This window comes from Rhodococcus sp. MALMAid1271 (genome assembly GCF_049195265.1).
In the GTDB taxonomy this organism is placed as follows: Bacteria; Actinomycetota; Actinomycetes; order Mycobacteriales; family Mycobacteriaceae; genus Rhodococcoides.
In genome coordinates, this window is sequence record NZ_JBMIRQ010000058.1 from 73,309 (window position 1) to 96,599 (window position 23,291).

The 23,291-nt window shown below is 65.4% G+C and carries 12 protein-coding genes; all 12 read right to left on the reverse strand.

Annotated elements, in window-relative coordinates; all coding sequences use genetic code 11:
* Positions 1-54: 54 nt before the first annotated feature.
* A complete protein-coding gene (locus tag ACOQFP_RS06920) occupies positions 55-861 on the reverse strand; it encodes an ABC transporter ATP-binding protein (RefSeq protein ID WP_206492222.1) in 807 nt (268 codons plus the stop codon).
* Entirely contained in the window at positions 858-1,925 is a 1,068-nt protein-coding gene (locus ACOQFP_RS06925) for a FecCD family ABC transporter permease (RefSeq protein WP_421583861.1), read from the reverse strand. The genes ACOQFP_RS06920 and ACOQFP_RS06925 overlap by 4 nt, the downstream gene beginning before the upstream one ends.
* The gene (locus tag ACOQFP_RS06930) at positions 1,922-2,986 is read right to left on the reverse strand and encodes a FecCD family ABC transporter permease (RefSeq protein WP_421583862.1); all 1,065 of its coding nucleotides are present in this window, start codon (positions 2,984-2,986) and stop codon (positions 1,922-1,924) included. Before ACOQFP_RS06930 ends, ACOQFP_RS06925 begins: the two co-directional genes overlap by 4 nt.
* 5 nt (positions 2,987-2,991) lie before the next feature.
* On the reverse strand, positions 2,992-4,263 hold the full coding sequence (locus ACOQFP_RS06935) for a lysine N(6)-hydroxylase/L-ornithine N(5)-oxygenase family protein (RefSeq protein ID WP_206492219.1): 1,272 nt from the start codon (positions 4,261-4,263) through the stop codon (positions 2,992-2,994).
* Complete coding sequence (panD, locus tag ACOQFP_RS06940; RefSeq protein WP_421583863.1) at positions 4,260-4,676, reverse strand: aspartate 1-decarboxylase; 417 nt, start codon at positions 4,674-4,676, stop codon at positions 4,260-4,262. The genes ACOQFP_RS06935 and panD overlap by 4 nt, the downstream gene beginning before the upstream one ends.
* Positions 4,676-6,019 carry a salicylate synthase gene (locus tag ACOQFP_RS06945; protein ID WP_421583864.1) on the reverse strand — a complete coding sequence of 448 codons (1,344 nt, stop codon included), beginning with the start codon at positions 6,017-6,019 and terminating at the stop codon, positions 4,676-4,678. Before ACOQFP_RS06945 ends, panD begins: the two co-directional genes overlap by 1 nt.
* A gap of 90 nt (positions 6,020-6,109) precedes the next feature.
* Entirely contained in the window at positions 6,110-8,002 is a 1,893-nt protein-coding gene (locus tag ACOQFP_RS06950) for an SIP domain-containing protein (RefSeq protein ID WP_421583865.1), read from the reverse strand.
* 61 nt (positions 8,003-8,063) lie between these two features.
* On the reverse strand, positions 8,064-9,137 hold the full coding sequence (locus tag ACOQFP_RS06955; RefSeq protein WP_421583866.1) for an ABC transporter substrate-binding protein: 1,074 nt from the start codon (positions 9,135-9,137) through the stop codon (positions 8,064-8,066).
* Positions 9,138-9,249: 112 nt separating this feature from the next.
* Positions 9,250-10,527 (reverse strand): Nramp family divalent metal transporter, encoded by a 1,278-nt coding sequence (locus tag ACOQFP_RS06960; RefSeq protein ID WP_421583867.1) that lies wholly within the window; start codon positions 10,525-10,527, stop codon positions 9,250-9,252.
* A gap of 106 nt (positions 10,528-10,633) precedes the next feature.
* Positions 10,634-18,259, reverse strand: coding sequence for an amino acid adenylation domain-containing protein (locus ACOQFP_RS06965; protein ID WP_421583868.1), 7,626 nt, complete (start codon positions 18,257-18,259; stop codon positions 10,634-10,636).
* Positions 18,260-21,622 (reverse strand): non-ribosomal peptide synthetase, encoded by a 3,363-nt coding sequence (locus ACOQFP_RS06970; protein WP_421583869.1) that lies wholly within the window; start codon positions 21,620-21,622, stop codon positions 18,260-18,262.
* Positions 21,619-23,271 (reverse strand): (2,3-dihydroxybenzoyl)adenylate synthase, encoded by a 1,653-nt coding sequence (locus ACOQFP_RS06975; RefSeq protein WP_421583870.1) that lies wholly within the window; start codon positions 23,269-23,271, stop codon positions 21,619-21,621. Before ACOQFP_RS06975 ends, ACOQFP_RS06970 begins: the two co-directional genes overlap by 4 nt.
* Between the last annotated feature and the right edge of the window lie 20 nt (positions 23,272-23,291).

Genomic DNA, 23,291 nt, shown 5'->3' on the forward strand with positions numbered 1-23,291 from the left:
ACTCGTGCGAGAACGTTCCGACCGTCTCGACGGCCATCCTCTCCCGATTCTAAACTAAGCCTTGCCTAGCTTGCGACCAGCCACCTTGGGGATCACCAACGGAGTATGCGATTCCGGATCGTCGATGATGCGGCACGGCAGCCCGAAGACCGCCTCGACCAGCTCGGCGGTGACGACGTCGGCGGGCGCGCCCTCGGTGACCACTGCGCCGTCCTTCATCGCGATGATGTGATCGGCGTACCGACACGCGTGATTGAGATCGTGCAACACGGCGACCAGAGTGTGACCGTTCGCGCGGTTCAGAGTGGCCAACAGGTCGAGAAGCTCGATCTGGTGGGCGATATCGAGAAAGGTCGTCGGCTCGTCCAGCAACAACAACGGCGTCTGCTGCGCGAGAACCATTGCCACCCAGACGCGTTGCTGCTGTCCGCCGGACAGCTCGTCCACCGGACGAGCGGACAGCGACATCACTCCGGTGGCATTCATGGCCTCGATCACCGCAGCCTCGTCCGTCGTCGACCACTGCCGGATCAGCTTCTGATGCGGATAACGTCCCCGCGCAACGAGATCGGCCACCGAAATACCGTCGGGCGCGATGGAGGTCTGCGGGAGCAGGCCGAGGCGTCGGGCAACCTCCTTCGCCGGATACGACGAGATCGCCTTCCCGTCCAGCAGAACGGTTCCGCGAGAGGGTTTCAGCAGCCGCGAGAGTGCCCGCAGCAGAGTCGATTTACCACAGGCATTCGGTCCGACGATGACGGTGAACTTGCCGTCGGGAATCTCGACGGACAGGTTCTCGCTGACGACGCTCCTGTCGTATCCGACCGTGATGTCGTCGGTATGCAATCGGGGCTCGGTCACTGCTTCCTGCCTTCCCACGCCAACAACCACACGAAGTACGCGCCGCCGACCGATACCGTCACCACACCCACCGGCAGCTGTGTGGGAGCGAAGAGACGCTGCGCACCGACGTCGCTCACGACCAACAACAGCGCCCCCATGCACGCGGCAGGGACCATCGCCACTCCCGAGGTGCCGGTGAGGCGGCGCGCCAACTGCGGCGCGGCCAGCGCGATGAACGAGATGGGCCCCGCAGCCGCGGTGACCATCGCGATCAGCGCAACCCCGAGGAACACCAGCATCAGCCGGGTCGGCTCGGCGCGCACACCGAGCGCCCGCGCCGCGTCGTCGCCCATCTCCAACATCGGCAACCGGCGCGCGAGCACCGCCAGGCACGACGCGATGACGACCGATACGGCCAGCACGGGCCCCACCTGCGACCACCCCAGACCGTTGAGGGTGCCCGCACCCCACACCGCCGCGGCGATCGCGTCGTCCAGGTCGGCCCTGATCACGAGCCAGGTGTTGACGGAGGCCAACACTGCGCTGACGGCGATCCCGACGATGATCAACCGAAAGCCCTGCACCCCGCGCCGGTACGCGAGCAGGTAGACCACCGCAGCCGCCGCCAGTCCGCCGACGAGCGCGCCCGCTCCGGTCCGGTAGTAGCCACCACCGAGAGTGAGGATGACCACGAGCGCGCCGGTGTACGCGCCGGTGCCGAAGCCGATGATGTCCGGGCTGCCCAGCGGATTTCGCGTCAAGGATTGAAAGACCGCACCCGACACACCGAGGGCGGCTCCGAACAAGAAGGCCAGTGCCACCCGGGGAAAGCGCCACTCCATCACCACTATTTCGGTCAGGCGCGGCGCGTCGCCGAACACCGCGGCGAGCACCTCCTTCGGCGGAATGTAGTAGTCGCCGGTACCGATCGTGAGAACGGCGACCGTTGCCGTCACGAGAAGCAGCGCCCCGCAGACGCCAACCGTTCGGATGTCGATGCGGCCGTCCACTCGATCCCGCAGTCGCAGGATCCACAGCTTTCGGCCGAAATCGATATCGCCACCACGCTGTTCACGGGTCACAGTCCGCTCGCCTTCTTGCGGCGAACCAGCACGATCAGCACCGGCGCGCCGACGAACGCGGTGACGATGCCCACCTGCAGCTCCCCCGGCCTGATCACGATGCGTCCGACCACGTCCGCGAGCAGCAGCAGGCTCGGTGCCGCGAACACGGTGTAGATCAGAATCCACCGCTGGTCCGGTCCGACGAACCAACGCACCATGTGCGGAATCATCAGTCCGACGAATCCGATGGGCCCGGCTGCCGCCGTCGCAGCACCGGCGAGCAGAGTCACCGCAACGACGCCGACGATTCGCGTACGAATCACGTTCGCCCCCAGCGACTGGGCCAGATCGTCGCCGAGTGCGATGGCATTGAGGGGACGAGCGATCAGGGCTGCCAGGAAGAGACCCAGCGCGATGAACGGGGCGACCTCGGATGCGATGTCGAGACCTCGACCGGCCAACGACCCCGCTCCCCAGAACCTCATCTGGTCGAAGGCATCCGGATCGAGCAACAGCATGCCCGAGGTGACGCCGCCCAGCACCGCACCGAGCGCAATTCCGGACAGTGTCAACCGAATCGGTGTGGCTCCCGCTCGGCCCAGCGACCCGAGCGCGTACACCACGATCGTGGCGACCACTGCCCCGGCGAACGCGAACCAGATGTACGACCGGATGCCGGTGACACCCAGCGCGCCGACGGCGATCGCGACGAAGAACGCCGCCCCTGCATTGACGCCGAGAATTCCCGGGTCGGCCAGCGGATTTCGCGTCATCGCCTGAATCAGCGCGCCGGCCACCCCGAGGGCGACTCCGACGAGCAACCCCAGAACGGTACGCGGAAGCCGTAGTTCGCGGATGATCACCGATTCGGTGGATCCATCGGCGGAGAACAGCCCTCGCCACACCTCACCGATCGGGATGTACTCGGTGCCCACCGAGATACTCACCAGGCACATCGCTGCCAGAACACCGAGGACGACGAACAACCCCGCGGCCCGACGCGCATCGGTGCGAGCGAGACCACCGACTTCAGCCGGAACATGTCGATGTTCCGGCTCCTCGCCCGTCCTGGTGCTCACCCGATTCACACCACCGATCGCACCCTCGCGCTCACAGCGGACTTCACGATCTCACCGCTGCGAACAGCGATGTTCGACAGCAACGACGAGGTCAGGCCGTGCGTGTGTTCCGTGCCGCCCTGCAGGTAGATCGAACCCACGCTCGGTTCACGCGTCACGAGTCGGTAGTCACGCGTCACGCGAGGACCGCCGGAGTCGTTTTCGACGGCGTCGAACAGCGGACCGAGTATCTCGGGTAGATCGAGGGACGTGAAGCCGGTGGCATAGACGACAGCGTCGCACAGTATGTCCTCGGCCAGACCCGTCGGGCCGTGCTCGACGGCGGCCCGCACACCCGATGGTTCCTCGACGGCGTCGACCAATCGAGATGCTCCGTGCACGAACAGCCGGCGCCGACCGCTGACCCGCTCGGCGTACTCGCGGGCGTACAGCTCCTCGATCAGGGGCAGGTCGACGGCGGAGTAGTTGGTGCCGCGGTGGTACTGCAACAGCTGCTCGCGCAGCGTGTGCGAGGACGAATAGAAGTCGTCCACGGCCGCCGGATCGAAGATACGATTGGCGTAGGGGCTGTCGTCGGCCGGGCTGTACCCGTACTTGCGCAGCACCGCGTGCACCGATGCATCCCCGTACGTCGAGTGCAGGTAGTCCACCACCTCGGCGGCGCTCTGCCCGGCACCGACGACGACGAACGTGCGATGCGTCCGCGACGGCAACCGATCGAGATGGCCGAGGAGATCGTGGTTGTGGAACTGCCGCGCCGACGCTGTGACTCCGTCGGGCAGGGTGGCGGTCAGTCCTCCGGCGAGCACGATGTTACGTCCCCGCACGGTCCCGCTTCGTCGGCCTTCGGTGCGGACGCCGTACCCGTCGCCGGTGTCGACGACGTCCACCGCTCGGGTGCCGTAGTGCACTGTCGCATCGACCTTGTCCGCGGCCCACGCCAGGTAGTCGTGGAACTCGAGTCGGCTCGGGAAGAACGTCTGCAGGTTGATGAAGTGGTTGAGTCGGCCCTGCTCGGACAGATAGGCCAGAAAGGTGTACTCACTGCAGGCGTTGCGCTGGGTCGCCAGGTCCTTGAGGAACGAGATCTGCATCGACGTCCCCGGCAACAACATGCCGGGGTGCCACGCGAACTCGTCCTTGGACTCGATGAAGCAGGCCGTCAATCGTTCTGCTGGAGTGCAGGTTCGATTGTGCTCCTCGATCGCGATTGCCAGACCGAGATTGGAGGGCCCGAATCCGACTCCGAGGATGTCGTAGTTCTCGTGTGAGGTCATCGAACGCTCGCCCCTGACCTCTGATCGAGTGCACCCGGAACCGGCTCGGACGGGTCGACTCCGAGGCCCAGGATCTGGTTGGCAGAGTCGACGTGCACCACCGAAGGACTGTGCGCCGACAGTTCCGATTCTTCTGTCTGTCGGAACGACATGATGATCACCAGGTCGCCCGGGGAGACCAGGTGGGCTGCGGCACCGTTGATTCCGATCACACCAGACCCAGCGCGGCCTTCGATCACGTACGTCACCAGGCGGGCGCCGTTGGTGATGTCGACGATGTGGACCTGCTCACCCTCGATCAGATCGGCGGCGCGCATCAGAGTGGCGTCGATGGTGATCGAGCCGACGTAGTGCAGATCGGCATGAGTGACTGTGGCACGGTGGATCTTTCCACCCAACATGGTGCGATGCATCAGGCGTCTTCCTCCTTCTTGCGGACCAGATACGGGGCAACACTGGCGAGCTTCTCGCAGGTTTCGTCGAATTCGCGATCGGGTGTCGACTGGCCGACGATGCCGGCTCCGGCACGCAGCCACGCGGAACCCTGCTGCTCGTAGACAGCTCGAAGTACCAGCGCCGCTTCGAGTTCCCCTGAGGACGATGCCTTCACGACGGCACCCGAATACAGACCACGGGAAGGATCGTCGAGCCTCCCGATCGCCTCGATGGCCTCACGTTTGGGAATTCCCGAAGCCGTGACGGCCGGGAACAGCGCCCCGAAGGCGTCCCAGCAGGACAGGTCCTCGCGCAGGCGTGCTCGCACCGTCGAGGCGAGGTGTTGGACGCTTCCGCGCTCGCGCACACTCATGAAGTCCGAGACCGCTGTCGACCCGGGGCGCGCAATGGATTCGAGTTCCTCGAACGAGGTGCGGACGGACACAGCGTGCTCGGTGATCTCCTTGGGATCCTGCTCGAGATCGGTTCTGGCGACGGAGTCGGCCTCGGAGCCGAGACCGAAGGCCCGCGTCCCTGCCAGCGGTTCGGTCGTGACCACACCGTGCGCATCGACCGAGGCCACCAACTCCGGACTGAAACCCGCCGCTCGCAGGTCGCCCAAGTGCAGCAGAAACGAGCGAGCCGGGGTGTTCGCCGCGCGCCCGGCCCGGTACGTGCCCGGCATGTCCAGATCGAACGGAATGCGCACCGTGCGAGACAGAATGACTTTGGCGTAGTCGCCGCGGTGAATTTCCGTGACGGCCTGCTGTACTCGAGCCCGATAGTCGTCGAGATCGCCGCCGACATCGAGAGAGTGCACGGTCGTCTCCCCCACGGAGGCGGCCGCGAGTGCGGCCAGCACGCCGGCGCGATCCTCCTCGCTCCCGGTGACCTCGACGTCGTGGTGGTCGACACCGAATCGGACCTCGACGCGGGGCACGACCAGATGACCGAGCACCTCCTCGGAGTCGCTCGGGCCCGTCACACCATGCAGGTGAGCCGCGAACCCGAATCCGATGAACCCGTATGCATTCCAGGATTCTCGTCGCAGACCGTCGCAGGCTTCTCGCAACGCTGTCGACGGATTACCGGACCACCGACGCACCGTCGGCTCGTCGGTCCCCCACGTGGTCGTGACGACATTCGGTTGCAGGACGATGCGAGCGATCACGCCGCCCGCGAATACCCAGCGCCCTCTGTCCTCGTACACGACGTACTCGTCGAACAAGCCCGACTCGGCCAATGTGACCACAGTCTGCAGTCCGTGCTGCAGGCTGGTGGTCTCGGCCGTGCTCGACGCCGTTTCTTCGACAACGGTCATTGTGTGTGCACTCCTGATGGTGATTCGGTCTCGGACCGCGCATCGCGTAACCGACATGCTGCGCGCCTTAGATAGGCAACGCTAACCTAACTAACTCTGGCGCACAACGGCTTCGAGTGCAGGCTGCAGGTCGAGAACCGCGATACCCCAGCCGACGAGACGAGACGCGGTCACCACCAAGCCCACTGCGGTTGCCACCGACTCGAACTCGGCTCTGGTTCGCACTCCGCTGCCATGCATACAGAGCATCAACAGATCGAACTCGGCCTGATCCTCGGTGATCGCGCCGTCGTCCGACAGGCGTTCCACCACAATCAGTCTCCCGCTCTTCGACAGGCCCGCTGCCGCATGTGTCAGCAGCAACGCCAGATCGTCGTCGCGGTAGTGGCCGGTGACCTCGAGCAACAGATATGCGTCGAACCCACCCCGGGGATCGGCGCGCGGTTCGGACACGACACTCTGAGCGCATTCGGTCACGCGCCCGCGCAGTTCCGGCCACTTCTGCAGATCTCGTCGGACGAGGTCGAGTTCGCTCGGCAATCCGAGAACGGTCGCCGACATCGCGTCGTACCCGGTCAGGATCGAGCCGAGCACCACCCCGGCTGCGGCACCGGTCACCGCCAACGTCGACACACCTTCGAACGAATAGTCCTGTACCAGAGCAGGACCCAGAAATACAGCCTCGTCTGCGATGTGGTTGTGGTGCAATTGCGTCAGCCGTGGCGAGCCGGCGAGGTCCTCGCTCAACGTCTTGCCGGTGAGCGCACTGGCACTGGCAACGCCGGTGCGCAGACTCTCGACGAGTCCGGTGATCGACAATTCCACTCGCGCCTCGATGCCGTCGAAATCCAGCCAGTGCGAGATCCAGTCGTCACCGAGCATGGCTTCTCCGATATCGGCGAGGATCACACCTCCGTCCGAATCCTCGGTGAGCACATCGACAGACCGCAGGTAGCGAACGAATTTCGCCAGGGCTCGCGGATCGGTGCCCGTGGCCGTGGCCAGCTCGTCCACGGTGCGGATGCCGCGGGAGACATGCCACGGGATGCGCAAGGTGTTGGCGGCCCTGATCGCGAAGGGGGAGAACATCTCCGCACGTTCGGCGAGTCTGTCGAAGGGCTCGGATTCGCGGGAGTTCAGATCCGGCACCTCCGGATCGTCCACGCGAGTGAGAACCTCTGCCCGACGCCAGTAGCCGGTGACCTCGACCATCTCCGGTGCCAGCGCGCGATCCTCGCGCAGGTATCGCCTGATGCCCTTGAGCGTTGTGGATTCGCCTGCTACCCAGGCGAACACGGTTCCCTCCCACCAGGGCGCACCACGCACGGCTGTTTCCAGCAGGTCTCCGATGCTTGCAACCGCACCGTCGCGGTGGACCCAGGTGATCTCGACGTCGGCGGCCGTCGGCAGCGGTAGTTCTCGTTCGGCGTCGGCCACCTCGACGAACACCCGGATTCGCTCACCTGCTCCGGCTTCGTCGAGATAACGAGCAACAGCAGGCAACGCGGTCTCGTCTCCGACGAGCAACACCCAATCCACCTCGGCAGGTGCGTGACCCGAGCGCACCGGACCGAGCAGCGGGATGGAATCCCCCACCGAGCAGCGACGCCCCCACGTCGAGGCGATTCCGGTGTCATGAGTGACGAAATCGAGAGTCAATTCTGCTTTCTGAGCGTCGACGCTGCGCACGGTGTAGTTGCGCGTCAGTGGCCGCGGCTCCCGCGGCCATTCCACCGTGCGCTCGTGCTGCACCGGTAGAACCATCGTGCCGTTGTCGTCGACAGGAAAGAACAAGCGGACGAAGTCGTCGAATCCCTCGCTGCGCAGCGCCGGAAAGTCGAATCCGTCTCGCGAGAATTCGCGCAGCTGCGGCCCACCCAACACGATCCGGCGCATTCCCGAACCGAGTTGCCGCGTATCGATCACGGTCGCCGTGCGGATGACTTCGGGAAAGACGACCTGAAGTCGATGAGACCTTGCCACGGTGGAACACGCTCCTTCGCGAATGCAGAGATGTGGTGCGTCGGGTCGGCCTGCGCTCGGATCAGTCCTGAACGTTCTCGGCGGCAGCGTTCAGCGCCGAGGCCACGTCGTCGAGGATGTACGGAATCGTCAGTACTGTCAGGCCCCCGAACGCGAAATTCTTGTCGGCACTCAGGTTTTCGGTCGACGCGGTACGTCCCTGCGCCAGTACGGGCTGGGAGGCCACGGCGGGTTCGGCCAGGAACCCTGCGAGAGATTGTTTGTCGTACGCCACGACGAACAGCACGTCGGACTTCAGCAACGAGGCCTGTTCGAGACTGAGCTCGAAGTACACGGCCTCGGGGTCCTTGGCCGGGTCTGCCTCTTGAATGGTGGGCTCGTTGACCAGACCGAGCTGCTCGAGGAACTCGACCCGTACGTCGTCGTCTTTGCTGACTGCGAAGGTGCCGGGAGCGTTGGGAAGCGCGATGGTGACGGTCTTGCCCTGCAGCGCAAGATACTTCGCAGCTGCATCGGCGATGGAAGCGTCCACACCGGACACCAGATCTGCGGCTTCCTTCTCCTTACCGAGGGCCTTGCCCGCGATGGTGAGCTGGTCCTCCCACGAGGTGGTCCACTGCTCGTCCGGGTACGCGACGACCGGGGCGATGTCGGAGAGCGTGTCGAACTCGTCCTGGCTCAATCCCGAGTACGGCGCGAAGATCAGATCCGGTGCGGCGGCGGCGAACTGCTCGACGGGGACCGCGCCGGTTCCGTCACCGGTGAGCAGTGTGGGCGCGTCGCCTCCCAGGTCGGCGAGCGCCGTGGCATCCCACGGCAGAACTCCGCGATCGTCGGCTCCGTACTGGGCACCGTCGAATGTGGGCATGGCAACGGGTACGACACCGAGGGCGAGAATCGCGTCCTGATTGGACCAACCCCAGGTGGCGATCCGCTTCGGTGCCTCGGGGATCGTCGCGGATCCCAACGCGGAATCGATGGTGACCGGAAATGCGGACTCCTGCGTCGACGTGGTGGAATCGGCCGCAGGTGCCTGCTCGGCTCCGCTACTGCAACCGGCGGCGAGGCCGATCGTCAACCCACCGGCGAGCGCGATCGATGCAGCGCTCCTCATCCACTTCGTACGAACCTTCATCGTCTCTCGGAACCTCTCGACTCGACCGCGCTCAGTGCGTCCCCACCCGATTGGGAGTAGGCGATTGATAAGGTAACACTAATGAGGTAACCCTTGCCTCACTAGTGCTGCGCTATACGAGTTCCACCAGCGTGGAATACACCAGATAGAGGTTGAGCGCGCTGATCACGACGGTGATCGACGCCATCACCGCGGTGGTGAGGCGGCGGTTGACCATATCGGTCATGACCCGGGGATCGCGGGTGATCAGCAGTAGCGGCAGCAAGGCGAACGGAATACCGAACGACAGCACGATCTGGGAGTAGATCAATGCCTGGGTGGTATCCACGGACAGGCCCAGCACGATCAGAGCCGGCAGCATCGTCAGTGTGCGCCGAAGAAACAGGGGAATCCGCCAGTTCATGAACCCTGCCATGACGACCTGGCCGGCGTAGGTACCCACACTCGACGAGGACAAGCCCGACGCGATCAACGCCACGCCGAAGGCCAGGGCGGCACCACCACCGAGCAGCACGCCCAGGTGCGAGTGGATCGATTCCAGATCGCTCACGCCGGTCAGACCAGGTGTGTGGAACAGCGCGGCCGCGATGCACAACATCGCCAAGTTCACCAGACCGGCCAGCCCCAACCCGACGATGCAGTCCCACTTGTTGTATCGGAGCAGGACGTGTCGCTCCCGCCGGTCGACGGTGCCGATGCGGTTCGTCTGCAGTGCCGAATGCAAATACACCACGTGCGGCATGACCGTCGCCCCGATGATGCCCACGGTCAGGCTCACGGTGTCGCCGCCGTCCAGACGCGGAATCAGGCCGTCCGCCAACTGAACGTAGTCCTGTCCACCGGAGGCGATGAACACGTAGAGGAATCCCGCACCGACGAGCATCAGCAACGCCACGATCGCCAACTCGAAACGGCGATAGCTGCGCTGCTGTAGCGCCAGGATGGCGAACGCCGTCACCGCCGTGATCAGCCCCGCCGGCAAGAGGGGCACCCCGAACACCAAATTCAGTCCCACTGCGGCACCGACGAATTCGGCCAGATCGGTGGCCATCGCCACCACCTCGGCCTGCAACCACAATACGACGTTGATGCGCCTACCGAATCGACGCCGACACAGCTCCGGGAGACTGCGGCCCGTGGACAAGCCCGTCTTCGAGGTGAGGTACTGCACCACCATGGCCATGGCGTTGGCCATCACGATCACCCACACCAGCCTGTAGCCGTGCTCGGCACCGGCAGCGAAGTTGGTGGCGAAATTCCCCGGGTCGATATAGGCGACCGATGCCACGAACGCCGGCCCCAACAAGGCCACAGCGGCACGTCCACGGCCCCGGGACTGCACTTGCGCCAGTGTGACCGGCACGTCACCGGAGGTCCCGGTGTCCGTCATCGACCTACGAGACGGGGCAGCGAGGACGCGACGGCGAGGAACACCTCGTCACTCTAGAAGAAGGACACGCATTATTCAACAGATCCAACAAATAGTTTCGGGTAGCCTAAACCGCCCTCGTGGTGCATTTGTCCGGGTCGACAGCGAGGATTCGGCAGGCCGAGGTCAAGGCCCCACGCCACAGACGCGCGAGTTCCGCCGCACCCTCGAACACACCCTCCGGCCAGGAGATCGTGACGCCGAGAACAGCCGCCGAATCCCGATCGTGGATGTAACTGTCCACGACCAGTGCATACCCACAGGGCGTACGCTCCCCCGGAGAGGAATCCAGGCTGCTGCGTAGCCTGCTGGCACCGAACAGACCGCCCGTAGCCGCATCGAACCGCCCGAGGTAGTTGAATTCGATGGCGGCAGAAGGCTTCCGACGAATCACCTCACAGGCTTCGATCTCGGAGAACCGCAGCATGCCATAGGTGGATCCGTCTCCCGGCACCGACTCCCTGGACGTCCTGGCAGCCGTCACGAGTTCATGCAGAACAGCCTCTGCTGCAGCGGGATTCGACTCGTACTCGGCAAGGATCCTGCGATCCTGAGGCTGTGCAGTGAGGCGCAGCGGGAACACCGCAGTGAGCCATCCGACCACCGACGATCCATCCACTCGGTCCGAGGCCACTCCCGACCGACCGTGGCCCTCCATGTCGACGACGAACGACTGTGGCGTCGACGCCTCGCCATCGAGCCAGCCCGCGGTAGCGGCAGCGAAGGTCGCCAGCAGGAGGTGTTCGACGGACGCACCGAGGCGGCCGTGGGTCGCCGACATCAACGGTGCCGTCTCGTCCGTCGACAACGCGAACGTGCTGACGCGCATGCGAGCACCGGTGTCCACGGACGGGTCGAGGGGCCGCGCGAGCGGAATCGACACTGCGCCGTCACCGACGCTCGACCAGTAGTCGAGATCGGCGAGTACCTCCGGCGAGGATGCACGACGGCGCATCTCGAGCGCCCACCGCCGCATCGAGTGTCCGGCAGCTGCGCCCACGGCCGAACGCCCGCGCTCCCAGAGCTCCGTCAGATCGGGCAACAGAATCCGCCAACTCACACCGTCGACCACCAGGTGGTGCAGGGTGATCAACAGCTCCCCTGCAGACTCGGGGTGTAGTCGATTCCGCAGCCAGACGACATCGACCATCCTGGCGGCCGCCGGATTCAGTCGGCCACGTGCAGCTCGTGATTGCTCTGCCACGCGGTTCGCCAGCTCCGACTCGGTCAGTGCGCCGCAGTCCTCGACCCGAATCCAGGAACCGACATCGGCACTCCCCTGCGCCAACACCGTGAACGTGGACTCCCCTTGGGGATTGCGCTCGAATCGTGAATGCAGAATCGGATGCCGGTCCACCAACAACCGAAGGAGTTCTGCCAGCGAATCCTCGGCGAGCAGTGTCGGAGCGTCGAGCAGCACCGCCTGCGAGATCTCGTCGACAGGCCCGTCGAGGGCGTCCATCCACCGCATGATGGGTGTCAGCGGTACCGTTCCGCAGGGATCGACGATGCTCGATGCGCTCGATGACGGCCCTGACTCCAGCTGCTCGGCAACACCTTCCGGCGTCCGAAGAGAGACGATGAGCCGCGGCGGCACCGTCAGGCCGGCCGACCGGAGCCTCGCGGACAGCTCCATCGCCATGATGCTGTCGCCGCCCAGATCGAAGAAGTCCTCGTCGGCACCGACCTCGGTCACGTGCAACACCGCGGCCGCGGCCGCGCAGATCTGCCGCTCCACCTCCGAATTCGGGGGACGCCCGCAGTGCGTCGCGAGCTCGGGCTCGGGCAGTGCGGAAGCGTCGAGCTTGCCGTTCGGCAGGACGGGAAATGCATCGAGCACGGTCAGCGACGCCGGCACCAGGTACGACGGGAGCAGACCGCGCAGGCGGGTACGAACGGCATTCGGATCCAGTGATTTACCCTGTTCTGCCACCACGTAGCCGGCGAGCACGGCATTCCCGTTCTCGGATCCTCGCACCACCACCCGCGCGTCTGCCACGGCGTCGAACTCGCGCAGCCGAACCTCCACCTCGGCCACTTCGACGCGGTGACCACGAATCTTCACCTGATCGTCCGTCCGGCCCCCGTACCGCAGTGTGCCGCTCTCGGTCCACGCGGCGAGGTCCCCGGTCCGGTACAGCCGCGTGCCACCTGCGCCGAAAGGATCGGCAACGAATCGGTGTGCCGTGCGCCCCGGCGCATTCCGGTATCCCCGCACGACGCCGGGCCCGCCGAGATAGAGCTCGCCGAACACGCCGGGCGGCACCAGTCGAAGGCTTCTGTCCAATACATAGGCCCGCATGTTGGTCACCGGTCGGCCTATCACCGGATCACTCGACAGTTCGGTAGAGGTGTACACCGCGTCCACCGTCGCTTCGGTCGGCCCATAGAAGTTGTACGCCACCAGTGTCTGCCTGCTACGTAACCGATTCCACAGCTCGGCGGACACCGCCTCTCCTCCGACGCCGACCGTCGAGAGTGTGTCGATCGAACCCGATCTCAGCATCTGTTCGAGCAACGAGGGCACGACCTCGATGAAGTCCGCCGACACCGCAGTCAACCGAGCAGTCAGTTCCACCGGGTCCAGGACGGTCTCGGGATCGATCACATGCACCGTGTGCCCGCCGAACAGCCACAGCTGCGGCTGCCAGGACGCGTCGAAGGCCATCGACCAGGCGTGCGCCACGTTCAGAGTCGACTTACCCGCGCGTCGGGCAGCCGGTTCGTGCACGTTCTCGCGATGCGAGTGGTACAGGTTGATCAGGCCACGATGTGGGACCAGAACGCCCTTGGGCGCGCCTGTCGTGCCCGAGGTGTAGATCGAATACACGGGGTGGTCGGGATGCAACGGTGCTCGCCGTTCGGCATCGGTGATACCTACCGAGTCGATGGATGAAGCCGTAAGTGAGGCAACGGAATCCGTGGTCAATGTCATCACCGGCTGCGCCTCGCCGAGAATTCGGCTGGTGCGGTCGGCCGGCCAGTTCGGGTCGATCGGCAGATATGCGGCCCCGGACTTCATCACCCCGAGGATTGCCGCAATCGAGATCACTGTGCGTGGGGCCAGAACGGCCACGAGATCCTCGGCCCCCACGCCTGCACCGATGAGCCACCGTGCGGTTCGGTTGGACATGCGGTCCAATTCGGCGAACGTCAGTGCCGCGGCGGCGTCCTGAACGGCGATCGCATCGGGCTGCAGCGCCACCTGTTCGGCAAAGAGCTCGACCAACGTTTCGCTCGGATAGGGGCGAGCGCCGCCGGCATGCTCGACGGTGAGCCGGTGCGCCGTTGCTTGATCCACGAGGGGCACCGACGCAATGAGCGGATCGTCCGCCTCGGCGAACCTCCGAAGCACCGCCGTCATGGCCGAGGCCACCGCCCGTGCACGCTCGGCCGATACTGCGCCGCTTCGATATTCCACCACCAACCGCAGTTCTTCGCCCGGAAACACCGTCAGCGTCAAGGGGTAGTGAGTCACCGTGTGGAACCCGGCAACCGAGACCGAGAAGTCCTCGGTATCGACACCGGAGGTATCGGCGGCAGCGAAGTTCTCGAACACCACGAGGGTGTCGAACAGCGTTCCCCCGCCGAGCGCTTTCTGGATGTCCGCGAGACCGACGTGATGATGCGCGGCCACGGCGACGGAGAAATCCCGGAGGCCTGCGAGAACCGACGACACGGTGGCGTCGGGCTCGATGTCGACGCGCACCGGGATGGTATTGATGAACAGCCCGACCATGTCGCCGACGCGGTTCAGGTCGGTCGGGCGTCCCGACACCGTGGATCCGAACACCACCGATCGGGAATCGGTGAACGCCGAGAGCACCACGGCCCATGCCGCATTGATCAATTCGCTCGCCGTCACCGATCTACACCGAGCGGAATCCACCAGGCGGGCAGAGTCCTGCACATCCCAACGAATCTCGATCTCGCGCGACTCCGATCGCACCTCGGACTCTGAGGTGGTCGAGGCCAGGATGGTCGGCACCACGTCGGTGCCGAGCGCTCGACGCCATACCTCGATCGACGAATCGTCTCGCCGCGACAGCCAGCGAAGATAGTCGTCGAACGACGCCGGAGCCGGTAGATCCCGGCCACGATAGAGCATGAACAATTCGGTGCCGACGGTCCCCATCGACCAACCGTCGACGAGGAGGTGATGCACGGTCAATACCACGCGATGTAGCTGTTCTCCGCAGTCCAGCAGAAGAACTCGCACCAGGGGGCCGTGCTCGATGTCGAAGGTCCCGCGATCCTCGGAGACCAGGGTGCGCACCGAGGGCGCATCCGGATCCTCGACGGCCCGCCTGCGCACGTGCACTCGTTCCGTGTCGCGGACCGCAACGGTGGTCCCGGAATTCAGCGTGAGAAAGCGTGAGCGCAGAGCCGGGTGGCGCTCGCACACTGCGTCCAGTGCGTCCTCGAACCTTCCGAGGTGTAGCTCGCCTCGTATCTCGAACTCGGTGGCGATGACGTAGATTTCCTCGAGTCCGTCTCCTCCCGCGAGCGACTGGAATGCCAGCCCTTGCTGCAACGGAGTTGCCGGACGTGCGAGTTCGGTATCGATTCCGAGTGTGCGTAGCTCGGTCAGGTCCCGCGCGTCCAGTAGCGGCGCGCTGCTGTCAGGTTCTGCTGCAGCGCGGAATGTTTCGGCGAGCCGGGCTCGCTCGACCAGCGCAGCGACAGTGCGGCACTCGAAGACGTCGGCGGTCGTGATCGCCAATCCGGTACCGCGTGCGTGATGAACCATGCTGATGGCGGTGATACTGTCGCCGCCCAACGCGAAGAAGTCGTCGTGTACCCCGATCGACTCTGCACCCGTACGAGTCGCATCTGCGAAAAGGTGTACGAGGCACTGCTCGTCGTCGCTCGCAGCTGCTCGTGACCGGCTCGGTCCGTTCTCGGGAATCCCGCGCTGGGTCAAAGTGACCAGGTCCGTCTTGCCGTTGGGAGTGCGCGGTACGTGGTCGATCGCCACCCAGAACGCCGGCACCAGATAGTCGGGCACCCGCCCTCGCAGGACGTCGCGCACCGCGGCGGCATCGACATTACCGGGGGTCACATGTGCGACGAGCACGGTTGCGCCCCCGTCGTCGGTCACCGCGACCACTGCACACGCGTCCACGGATTCGATGTCGGCAGTGAGGTTTTCGATCTCCCCCAGCTCGACGCGATGGCCCCTGACCTTGACCTGCCGGTCGGCGCGTCCCAGGAATTCGAGCGCACCGTCGTCGAGGATGCGGGCGCGATCACCGGTGCGGTACATTCGGCCGCCGTCCCCGCCCGGGTCTGCGACGAACCGTGCGGCGGTCTCGGCCGGTCTACCGACATATCCACGCGCGAGCTGCACCCCCGCGACGTAGAGCTCGCCGCCGATCCCTGTTCTCAGCGGGCGCAGTCGGTCGTCGAGCACGCCGAGGACAGTGTTGTCCACCGCCGTTCCGATGACGGCCGGGTCGCCTGCGACCCTGTGCACGGCAACGTCGCCCGCCACCTCGGAGGAGCCGTAGGAGTTGTACACCGCCGCCTCGGGCGTCGCTGCTCCGATCGCAGCGATCGTGTTGCTGGTCAAAGGTTCTCCGCTGAGTATCCAACTGGTCAGCGAACCACATTCCTGCGGCGAAGTCGTCGCCAATGCCGCGGCGAGCGACCCGACGGCGGTGATCTGCCCGGCCCCGGATCGAGCGAGGAGCTCGACCAGCGCCCTCGGATCGGCATACTCATGATCTTGTGCGAACACCACGTGTTGGCCCGCGAGAATCCCGGTCAGCAGTTCGGTTGCTCCATCGATGAACGACAATGAGCTCTTGGCAATCCGGCTCCTCGGACCGCCCCAGTGCAGCGTCGCCCAGTGCAGACGATGGGCCAGCGCGGCTCTGGTTCCCAGCACTCCCTTGGGCATTCCGGTCGAACCGGAGGTGTACACCAGATAGCACCCGCAGTCACCCGGGATGCTCCGGGCAAAGGGTTCTTCCACTGTCTCGGTAGCCGACATCGAATCGATTCTCGCCGCGGTCTCGAGCGCGGTCAGCACTGTGGGAGTGGCATCGTCGACCAACAGAATGTCGTGGCGAGAGTCTGCGAGCACGTAGTCGATGCGCTCACGCGGATAGCGAATGTCGATGGGTACGAACACCGCACCCACGTCGATGGTCGCCAGCAGCGCAGCCACCATGTCGACTCCCCGGCCCAGCGCGATCGCGACACGGTTCTCGGTCCCGATACCCCTGCTGCGGAGCCGCGTCGACACCTCGGCCACCCGGGATCGCAGTTCGGCATAGGTGATCGCGTCGCCACCGACCGTCAACGCGACGTCCTCGCTCGACTGCGCGAACCTGTCGGCGAGGGCCGTCTCCAGCGTCGACACCTGCCGAGACGCTCCGACGCTGTATCCCTGGCCGTCGGGGGCCGAGAGGAGCTGCGGCACATCGACGTCCGGACGGCTCGTCAGCCTGTCCAGCATCTCGACGAAGGTCTCGGCGCACACCGTGGCCGAACGGTGATCGACGGCTGCCTCGTCGTGCAGCACGAACGCCCACAGAGCAGGGTCGGGACCGACCATCAGAGCCATCGGGAAGCTCATGTGAGCGCCCAGTACGGTGACCTGGTCGACGGCCGCGCTCGCTTCGGAGGGCAGTGTCGGATAGTTCTGATACACGACGATCGTGTCGAACAGTGCACCGCCGCCGACGGTTCCGGCGATCTCGGACAGGCCGAGGAACCGGTGCTCGTCCAGGTCGAGATGGTCGGCCTGTAGGCCGTCGACCACATCGGCCACGGCCTTGCTCGTATCGAATCGAACCCGAACGGGCACGGTGTTGAGCAGCAGACCGACCATCGCCTCGGCCCCGTCGAGGTCGAACGGCCTGATGGAGCTCGCCATTCCGAAGGTCACGTCGCCTGCTCCGGTCCGAGCCGCCAGCATCGACGCCCAGGCCATCTGCACCACCACATTCGTGGTCACGCCGCGGGTCCGCGCGTAGTCGGCGACACGCCCTGCCATCTCGTCGGCGATGTCGAGGTCGATACGGGAGCACGAATTGGTCTGTGCCGGTGCGCCGTCTGCGATCAGTGTCGGAGAGTCGAAGCCGTGGAGATAGTTCGCCCAACGCGCCAGCGCAGCATCACGATCCTGACCGGCCGTCCAGGCCAGGTAGTCGCGATAGTCGGGAGCAGGTGCCAACACCTCTGTCTCCCCCGACCGGTAGAGGGCGATCAACTCGCGAACGAAGATGGCCTCGGACCACCCGTCCATCAGGGCGTGATGGTAGGTGATCAGTACCCGTGGCGACCGAGGATCGGTCGAGTACGCGCAGCGGATCAACGGCCCTTCGAAGAACGCGAATCCGGCGGACCTGTCGCGGACCAGATGATCGTCCCAGTCTCCGCGGACAGGCGTCGGTTCCGGTGTCGATGCGCGCGGAATCACCCACACCAGGTCACCGTTGCGGCGCTGGCGCAGTAGCGCCTTGATGTTCGGATGACGTTCGAAGAGCTGCTCCAGCGCCCGTGTGAGGCGGTCGATTCGAACCGGAGCGGACAGGTCGAGCACCGTCTGAGACAGATACGGATCCTGTGTCGCTGCAGCCAGACTCGACTGCAGATACATTCCCACCTGCAGCGCCGTCAATGGCAGAACAGCCGCGATCTTCGATTGCGGAGTCGCCGGGGTACCGGTCGTCGTCTCGGTCACTCACATACTGCTTTCGAATTCGTCGAGCTCGTCCTGGGACAGATCCACGGTGACCGCCGCAGCGGAGGCTGCGGGCCGGACGGTCTCGTCGGTGACGAGTTCCGCACCGAACATCCGTATTGTTCGCTTGCGCATCACCTCCCGTGGTGCCAGCGGAATCGCTGCCTTGCGCGCCCGCGATGCCACGGCGAGGGAGGTGATGCTGTCACCGCCGAGGGCGAAGAAATCGTCGTCGATTCCCACCCGACCGACCCCGAGTACCGCCTCGACGATCTCGCACAGCATCGTCTCCACCGGTGTTCGCGGCGGCACGAACGTGCCGGTGCCCGCGGCATCCACGGTCGGCAGAGCCCGAACATCGAGCTTGCCGTTGATCGTCATCGGAACGCGTTCGAGCGCAGCGAACAGCGTGGGCACCATGTACTCCGGCAGTACGGCCGCGAGCTCGTCCCGAATGGATCCGAACAGCGCGCCATGGTCCTCGGACGCAGCGGCGTGCAGGGGGACCACGTACGCGGCGAGCGCCCGAGTGCCCGCACCTCTGTCCACCGCCCGCACCACCGCCCCGGCAACCGCGGCGCAGTTCTTCACCGCCCGTTCGACTTCCGCGGTCTCCACGCGATAGCCGCGGATCTTGACCTGGTCGTCTGCCCGGCCCAGATAATCGAACTGGCCATCGGGCCTGATCCGGACCAGATCGCCGGTGCGGTACATTCGCTCGCCCGGCGACCAGGGATCGGCGACGAAACTGGTTGCCGTCTGCGCATATCGGTGCAGGTAACCACGAGCCAGTCCCACACCCGACAGGTGCAGCTCACCGACAGATCCCACCGGAACCGGCCGCAGCCACTGATCCAGAACGTACGCGCGGGTACCGAGAATCGGTGATCCGATCGACGGGGTGTCGCTGTCACGGGTACCGGCACCGAGCGCGTTGATCGTGTACTCGGTGGGTCCGTAGAGGTTGTATCCGACACCGCCGAGCTGCTGCCACAACGACTCGGGAACCGCCTCCCCGCCGAGAAGTACCAGCGGAATCCGATGTCCGTCATGCTCGTTCAGCAGTCCCAGATCCAGCAGGTGCTCGGCGTACGTGGGCGTCACGTTGACTACGTCGATCAGGTTCTGCTCGCAGTATCGCGCCAATGCGTCACCGTCACGGCGCAGTTCCTCGTCGCAGACGTGCACCTCGTGGCCCTCCACGAGCCACAGCAGCTCTTCCCAGGACATGTCGAAGGAGAACGAGACGGTGTGCGCGATCCGCAGAGTCCGATCCCCGGCCGCGGCGATGGTGGGGCCGAAGATCTCGTCGCGGTGATTGATCAGCATGTTCGTCAGGCCCCGGTACGGGGTGACGACGCCTTTGGGTGTGCCGGTCGAACCGGAGGTGTAGATGATATAGGCCGGGTGCTCGAGGCGGCCGGGCGTCCCAGGCGCGAACGGACCCGTGTCGAACTCCGACGGCTCGACGCGTTGCGCCAATTCGGCAGCCACACGGGGATCGTCGACGACCATCTCGATGGCGTCGGTCGTCAGTGCACGGGACTGCGTCTCGGTGTTCGTCACCAGGATCGTCGGCTGTGCGTCGGCCAACATCAGGTCGAGGCGATCGCTCGGGTAGTCGAGTTCGAGAGGCAGATAGGCCGAGCCGGTGCGCAGCACCGCGAACAGCGCCACCACCATCTCCACCGACCGCGGCAGCGCGAGCGCAACGATGCATTCCGGACCGGCACCTCGGCGCAGGAGTGCCCGTCCGCACGCGCGGACCCGCGCGTCCAGGTCTGCGAACGTCACACGTTCGGCCCCGAATACCAGCGCGGTCGACTCGGGGACGGCCGCGGCGCGGTCGGCCAGTAACTCGGCGATCGTGGAATCGGGCAGCCGCTCGTCCCTGTCGTCGAAGCCGTTGTTCGCGATGCTCGTCGATTCGGTTGCCGGGGCAGGCCACCGCGATATCGGCAGATCGGATTGTTCGGCAACGGCGTCGAGGGCGGTTTCGAAGGAGTCGAGCAGGTACCGTGCGCGATCGTCGTCCACGGAGTCGGGCAGGTACGTCACCGACAGATTCAGCTCGCTACCCGGGTCGACGGCAATCGACACCGGGAATTCCGACCCGTCGACGGTCGAGATGTGTCGCACCTGCCGCCCCGGCGCGGCATCTGTGTCGGCTGCAGGACCGGCTGCGTTGCGCAGCACCAGCAGGGTGTCGAACAGTGCACCGGCACCGATCGCCTTCTGAATCCCGCCGAGACCGAGCGAGTCGTGCGCCATCAGATCCAGGCGCTGATCCTGCACCCGGACGGCGATGTCTGCGGCTGTATCGGATCCGCCTGCCGCGACCCTGAGCGGAACGGTACTGATGAACGGTCCGATGGCTCGCTCCGAGCCCGGCACCTCCATCGGTCGTCCGGCCACTGCGGTACCGAATACCACGTCGGACCGACCGACCACGCGCATCAGCACGCTCGCCCACGCGGCAGCCAGCACGGTGAAGAGTGTCGAGCCCGCTTCGTGCGCAACCGAATCCAGTCGCCCGGACCGGGCCCGCGACAGTCTGCGTTCGACCCGCCGGGGAGCCTGGCCGACGCCCTGACCCGAATCGGCCACCAGTGTGGGGGTGTCGACATCGCCGAACCACCGCTGCCATGCCCGCTCGGACTCGGCCCGGTCGCGAGAGGTCCACCAGCGCAGGTACTCCCGGTAGCCGTGATCGAGGTTCGGGCTCGCGCCGTCGTACTGCTCCAGGACACGAGAGACCAACAGCGCCGAGGAGCCACCATCGAAACACCCGAACCAGTAGGTCGTCAGCAGGCGGTCGACCCCGTCGGGCAGGTGGACGAGTGTGACCCTGAACAGGGCAGGCACGGCGATGTCGAACGACCGCTGCCGGTCGTCGGCGAGCATCCGGTTCCACTGTTCCTCCAACTCGCTCGCCGAACAGCGACCGAGGTCCACAACCGTCAACGGTGCCTGCACCGTCGACAGCACCACCTGCACCGGCATACCGCCGTCGGGAGTGACGAACGCCGTCCGCAACGCCGCAGTGGAGTCGACCACCGACTGCAGAGCGTGCCGAACCCGGTCGCCGTCCAGAACTCGGTCCACCTCGACCACGGTACGAACGGTGTAGAGGTCGGTGGCGTTCGCATCCACCCCGATCTGGTAAACCAACCCCAGTTGCAGCGCAGACAGCGGCCACACATCATCGATGGTCTCGAATCGCGTCCTCAGCGAGTCGAATTCGGACGATGGGAGATGTGCGAGAGGACCGCGCTCGACCTCGGCGGTCTCACCACCCCTGCTGCGCCGCAGACGATCTGCCAGCAACCGGCGCTTGATGTCGTCGAGATCCGAGGGCTTCATGTTCTCACCTGTCGTTCGGTTGCCTGCCTGACGAGCAAGGACTTGTCCACTTTGCCGATCGCGGTGACGGGAAGCGTCGTTCGTGTCACCACACGATCGGGCAAGGTGAACCCGGCGCAGCCTGCGGCGGTGAGAAATGCTCGCACCTCGGCAAGGTTCGGAGCGCTGCCGCTCGGCACGATCACCGCGCAGATGCTTTCGCCCACAGCGGGATCGGGTACGCCTATCACCGCAACTCGGGCGATTCCGGGATGGGTGAGCAGCAGATCCTCCAGCTCGTCGGCCGCGACGTTCTCACCGTTGCGGGTGACGACGTCCTTGATCCGGCCGGTGACGACCAGATGACCGGAGGCCAACCGTCGAACCTGGTCTCCGCTCCGATAGAAGCCGTCGGGGGTGATGGCTTTCGTATTGTGCTCTGCTGCAGAGTAATAGCCGTTGATGGTGTACGGGCCGCGGGTGAGCAGCTCGCCCGTCTCCCCGACCGGCACGTCGTCACCGTCGGCATCGACGATTCGGATCTCGTCGTGCTCGGACAGCGGGCGCCCCTGGGTGCCGATGACCAGATCCGGTGCGTCGCCTGCCCGTGTGTAGTTCAAAAACCCCTCCGCCATCCCGAACACCTGCTGCAACCGGCACCCGAGCGACGGCTCGACGAGCTTGGCGACCTCGGGCGACAGCTTCGCGCCACCGACCTGCAGCAGCCGCAGACTGGACAGGTCCGCCTCTTCCCAGTCCGTCGCCTCACACCACAGATGAGTCAACGTCGGAACCAGTGCGGTGACGGTGACCCGATGCCGCTCGATCACCGCGAACACCTGATCGGGACTGGGTACACGAGCGAAGACCACGGTCGCTCCGACCCCGAGCGCCCCGAGCACACCTGGACACGCCAGCGGAAAGTTGTGTGCAGCGGGAAGAACCGCGAGATAGACATCCTTGGCCGTCAGTTCACAGACCTCCGCGCTGGCCCGCGCGTTGTACTCGTAGTCGTTGTGGGTACGCGGAATCAACTTCGGCAGACCCGTCGTTCCGCCGGACACCAACAGCACTGCCATATCCGCTGGAGACGCAGGCGGAAACTCCCGTGGCGCACCGACGACACCGGACAACGGGGTATGCACCCCGCCCCGATCTGTCGGGCCATCGACGAAGACCTCCCGAATGCTCGGCACCGCCGCCATTGTCTCGTCGGCGAGCGCTATACAGTCGAAGTTTCCGTCCCGCTCCGCGATCACGTACGCCACGGCCTTCGATGTGGCTGCCAGATGGACGATTTCGCGTCGACGGTGCGCGGGCAGGGTGAGCACGGGAACCGCGCCGCACTCGAGCAACGCGAACAGCACCACCGCGAAACACACCGAATTGGGTAATTGCACCAGCACCCGATCACCCGGCCCGATTCCCCGGTCGGCAAACCCCGCTGCGGTCGCTCGAACTCGCGAATTCAGCTCGTCGTACGTCAGCTCCTCGGTGTCGTCGACGATCGCGCGACGAGAGCCGAACCGGTCTACCCACGAGGCGAACACCTCGGGAAGTGTTGTCTCGCGCCAGAGTCCGGCGTCGAGGTATGTCCGGGTTCGGCTGTCGTCGAACGGTACGAAGTCAGCTGGGTTCTCGATATCTGGGTGCTCGATGACTGGGTGCACTGTGGATTCCCGATCTTCGA

What these genes read in the sequence shown, in the direction of transcription:
- panD (WP_421583863.1), bottom strand. Translation starts at nt 4,676, where the DNA reads ATGCATCGCACCATGTTGGGTGGAAAGATCCACCGTGCCACAGTCACT.
- ACOQFP_RS06945 (WP_421583864.1), bottom strand. Translation starts at nt 6,019, where the DNA reads ATGACCGTTGTCGAAGAAACGGCGTCGAGCACGGCCGAGACCACCAGC.
- ACOQFP_RS06960 (WP_421583867.1), bottom strand. Translation starts at nt 10,527, where the DNA reads ATGACGGACACCGGGACCTCCGGTGACGTGCCGGTCACACTGGCGCAA.
- ACOQFP_RS06955 (WP_421583866.1), bottom strand. Translation starts at nt 9,137, where the DNA reads ATGAAGGTTCGTACGAAGTGGATGAGGAGCGCTGCATCGATCGCGCTC.
- ACOQFP_RS06970 (WP_421583869.1), bottom strand. Translation starts at nt 21,622, where the DNA reads ATGAAGCCCTCGGATCTCGACGACATCAAGCGCCGGTTGCTGGCAGAT.
- ACOQFP_RS06935 (WP_206492219.1), bottom strand. Translation starts at nt 4,263, where the DNA reads ATGACCTCACACGAGAACTACGACATCCTCGGAGTCGGATTCGGGCCC.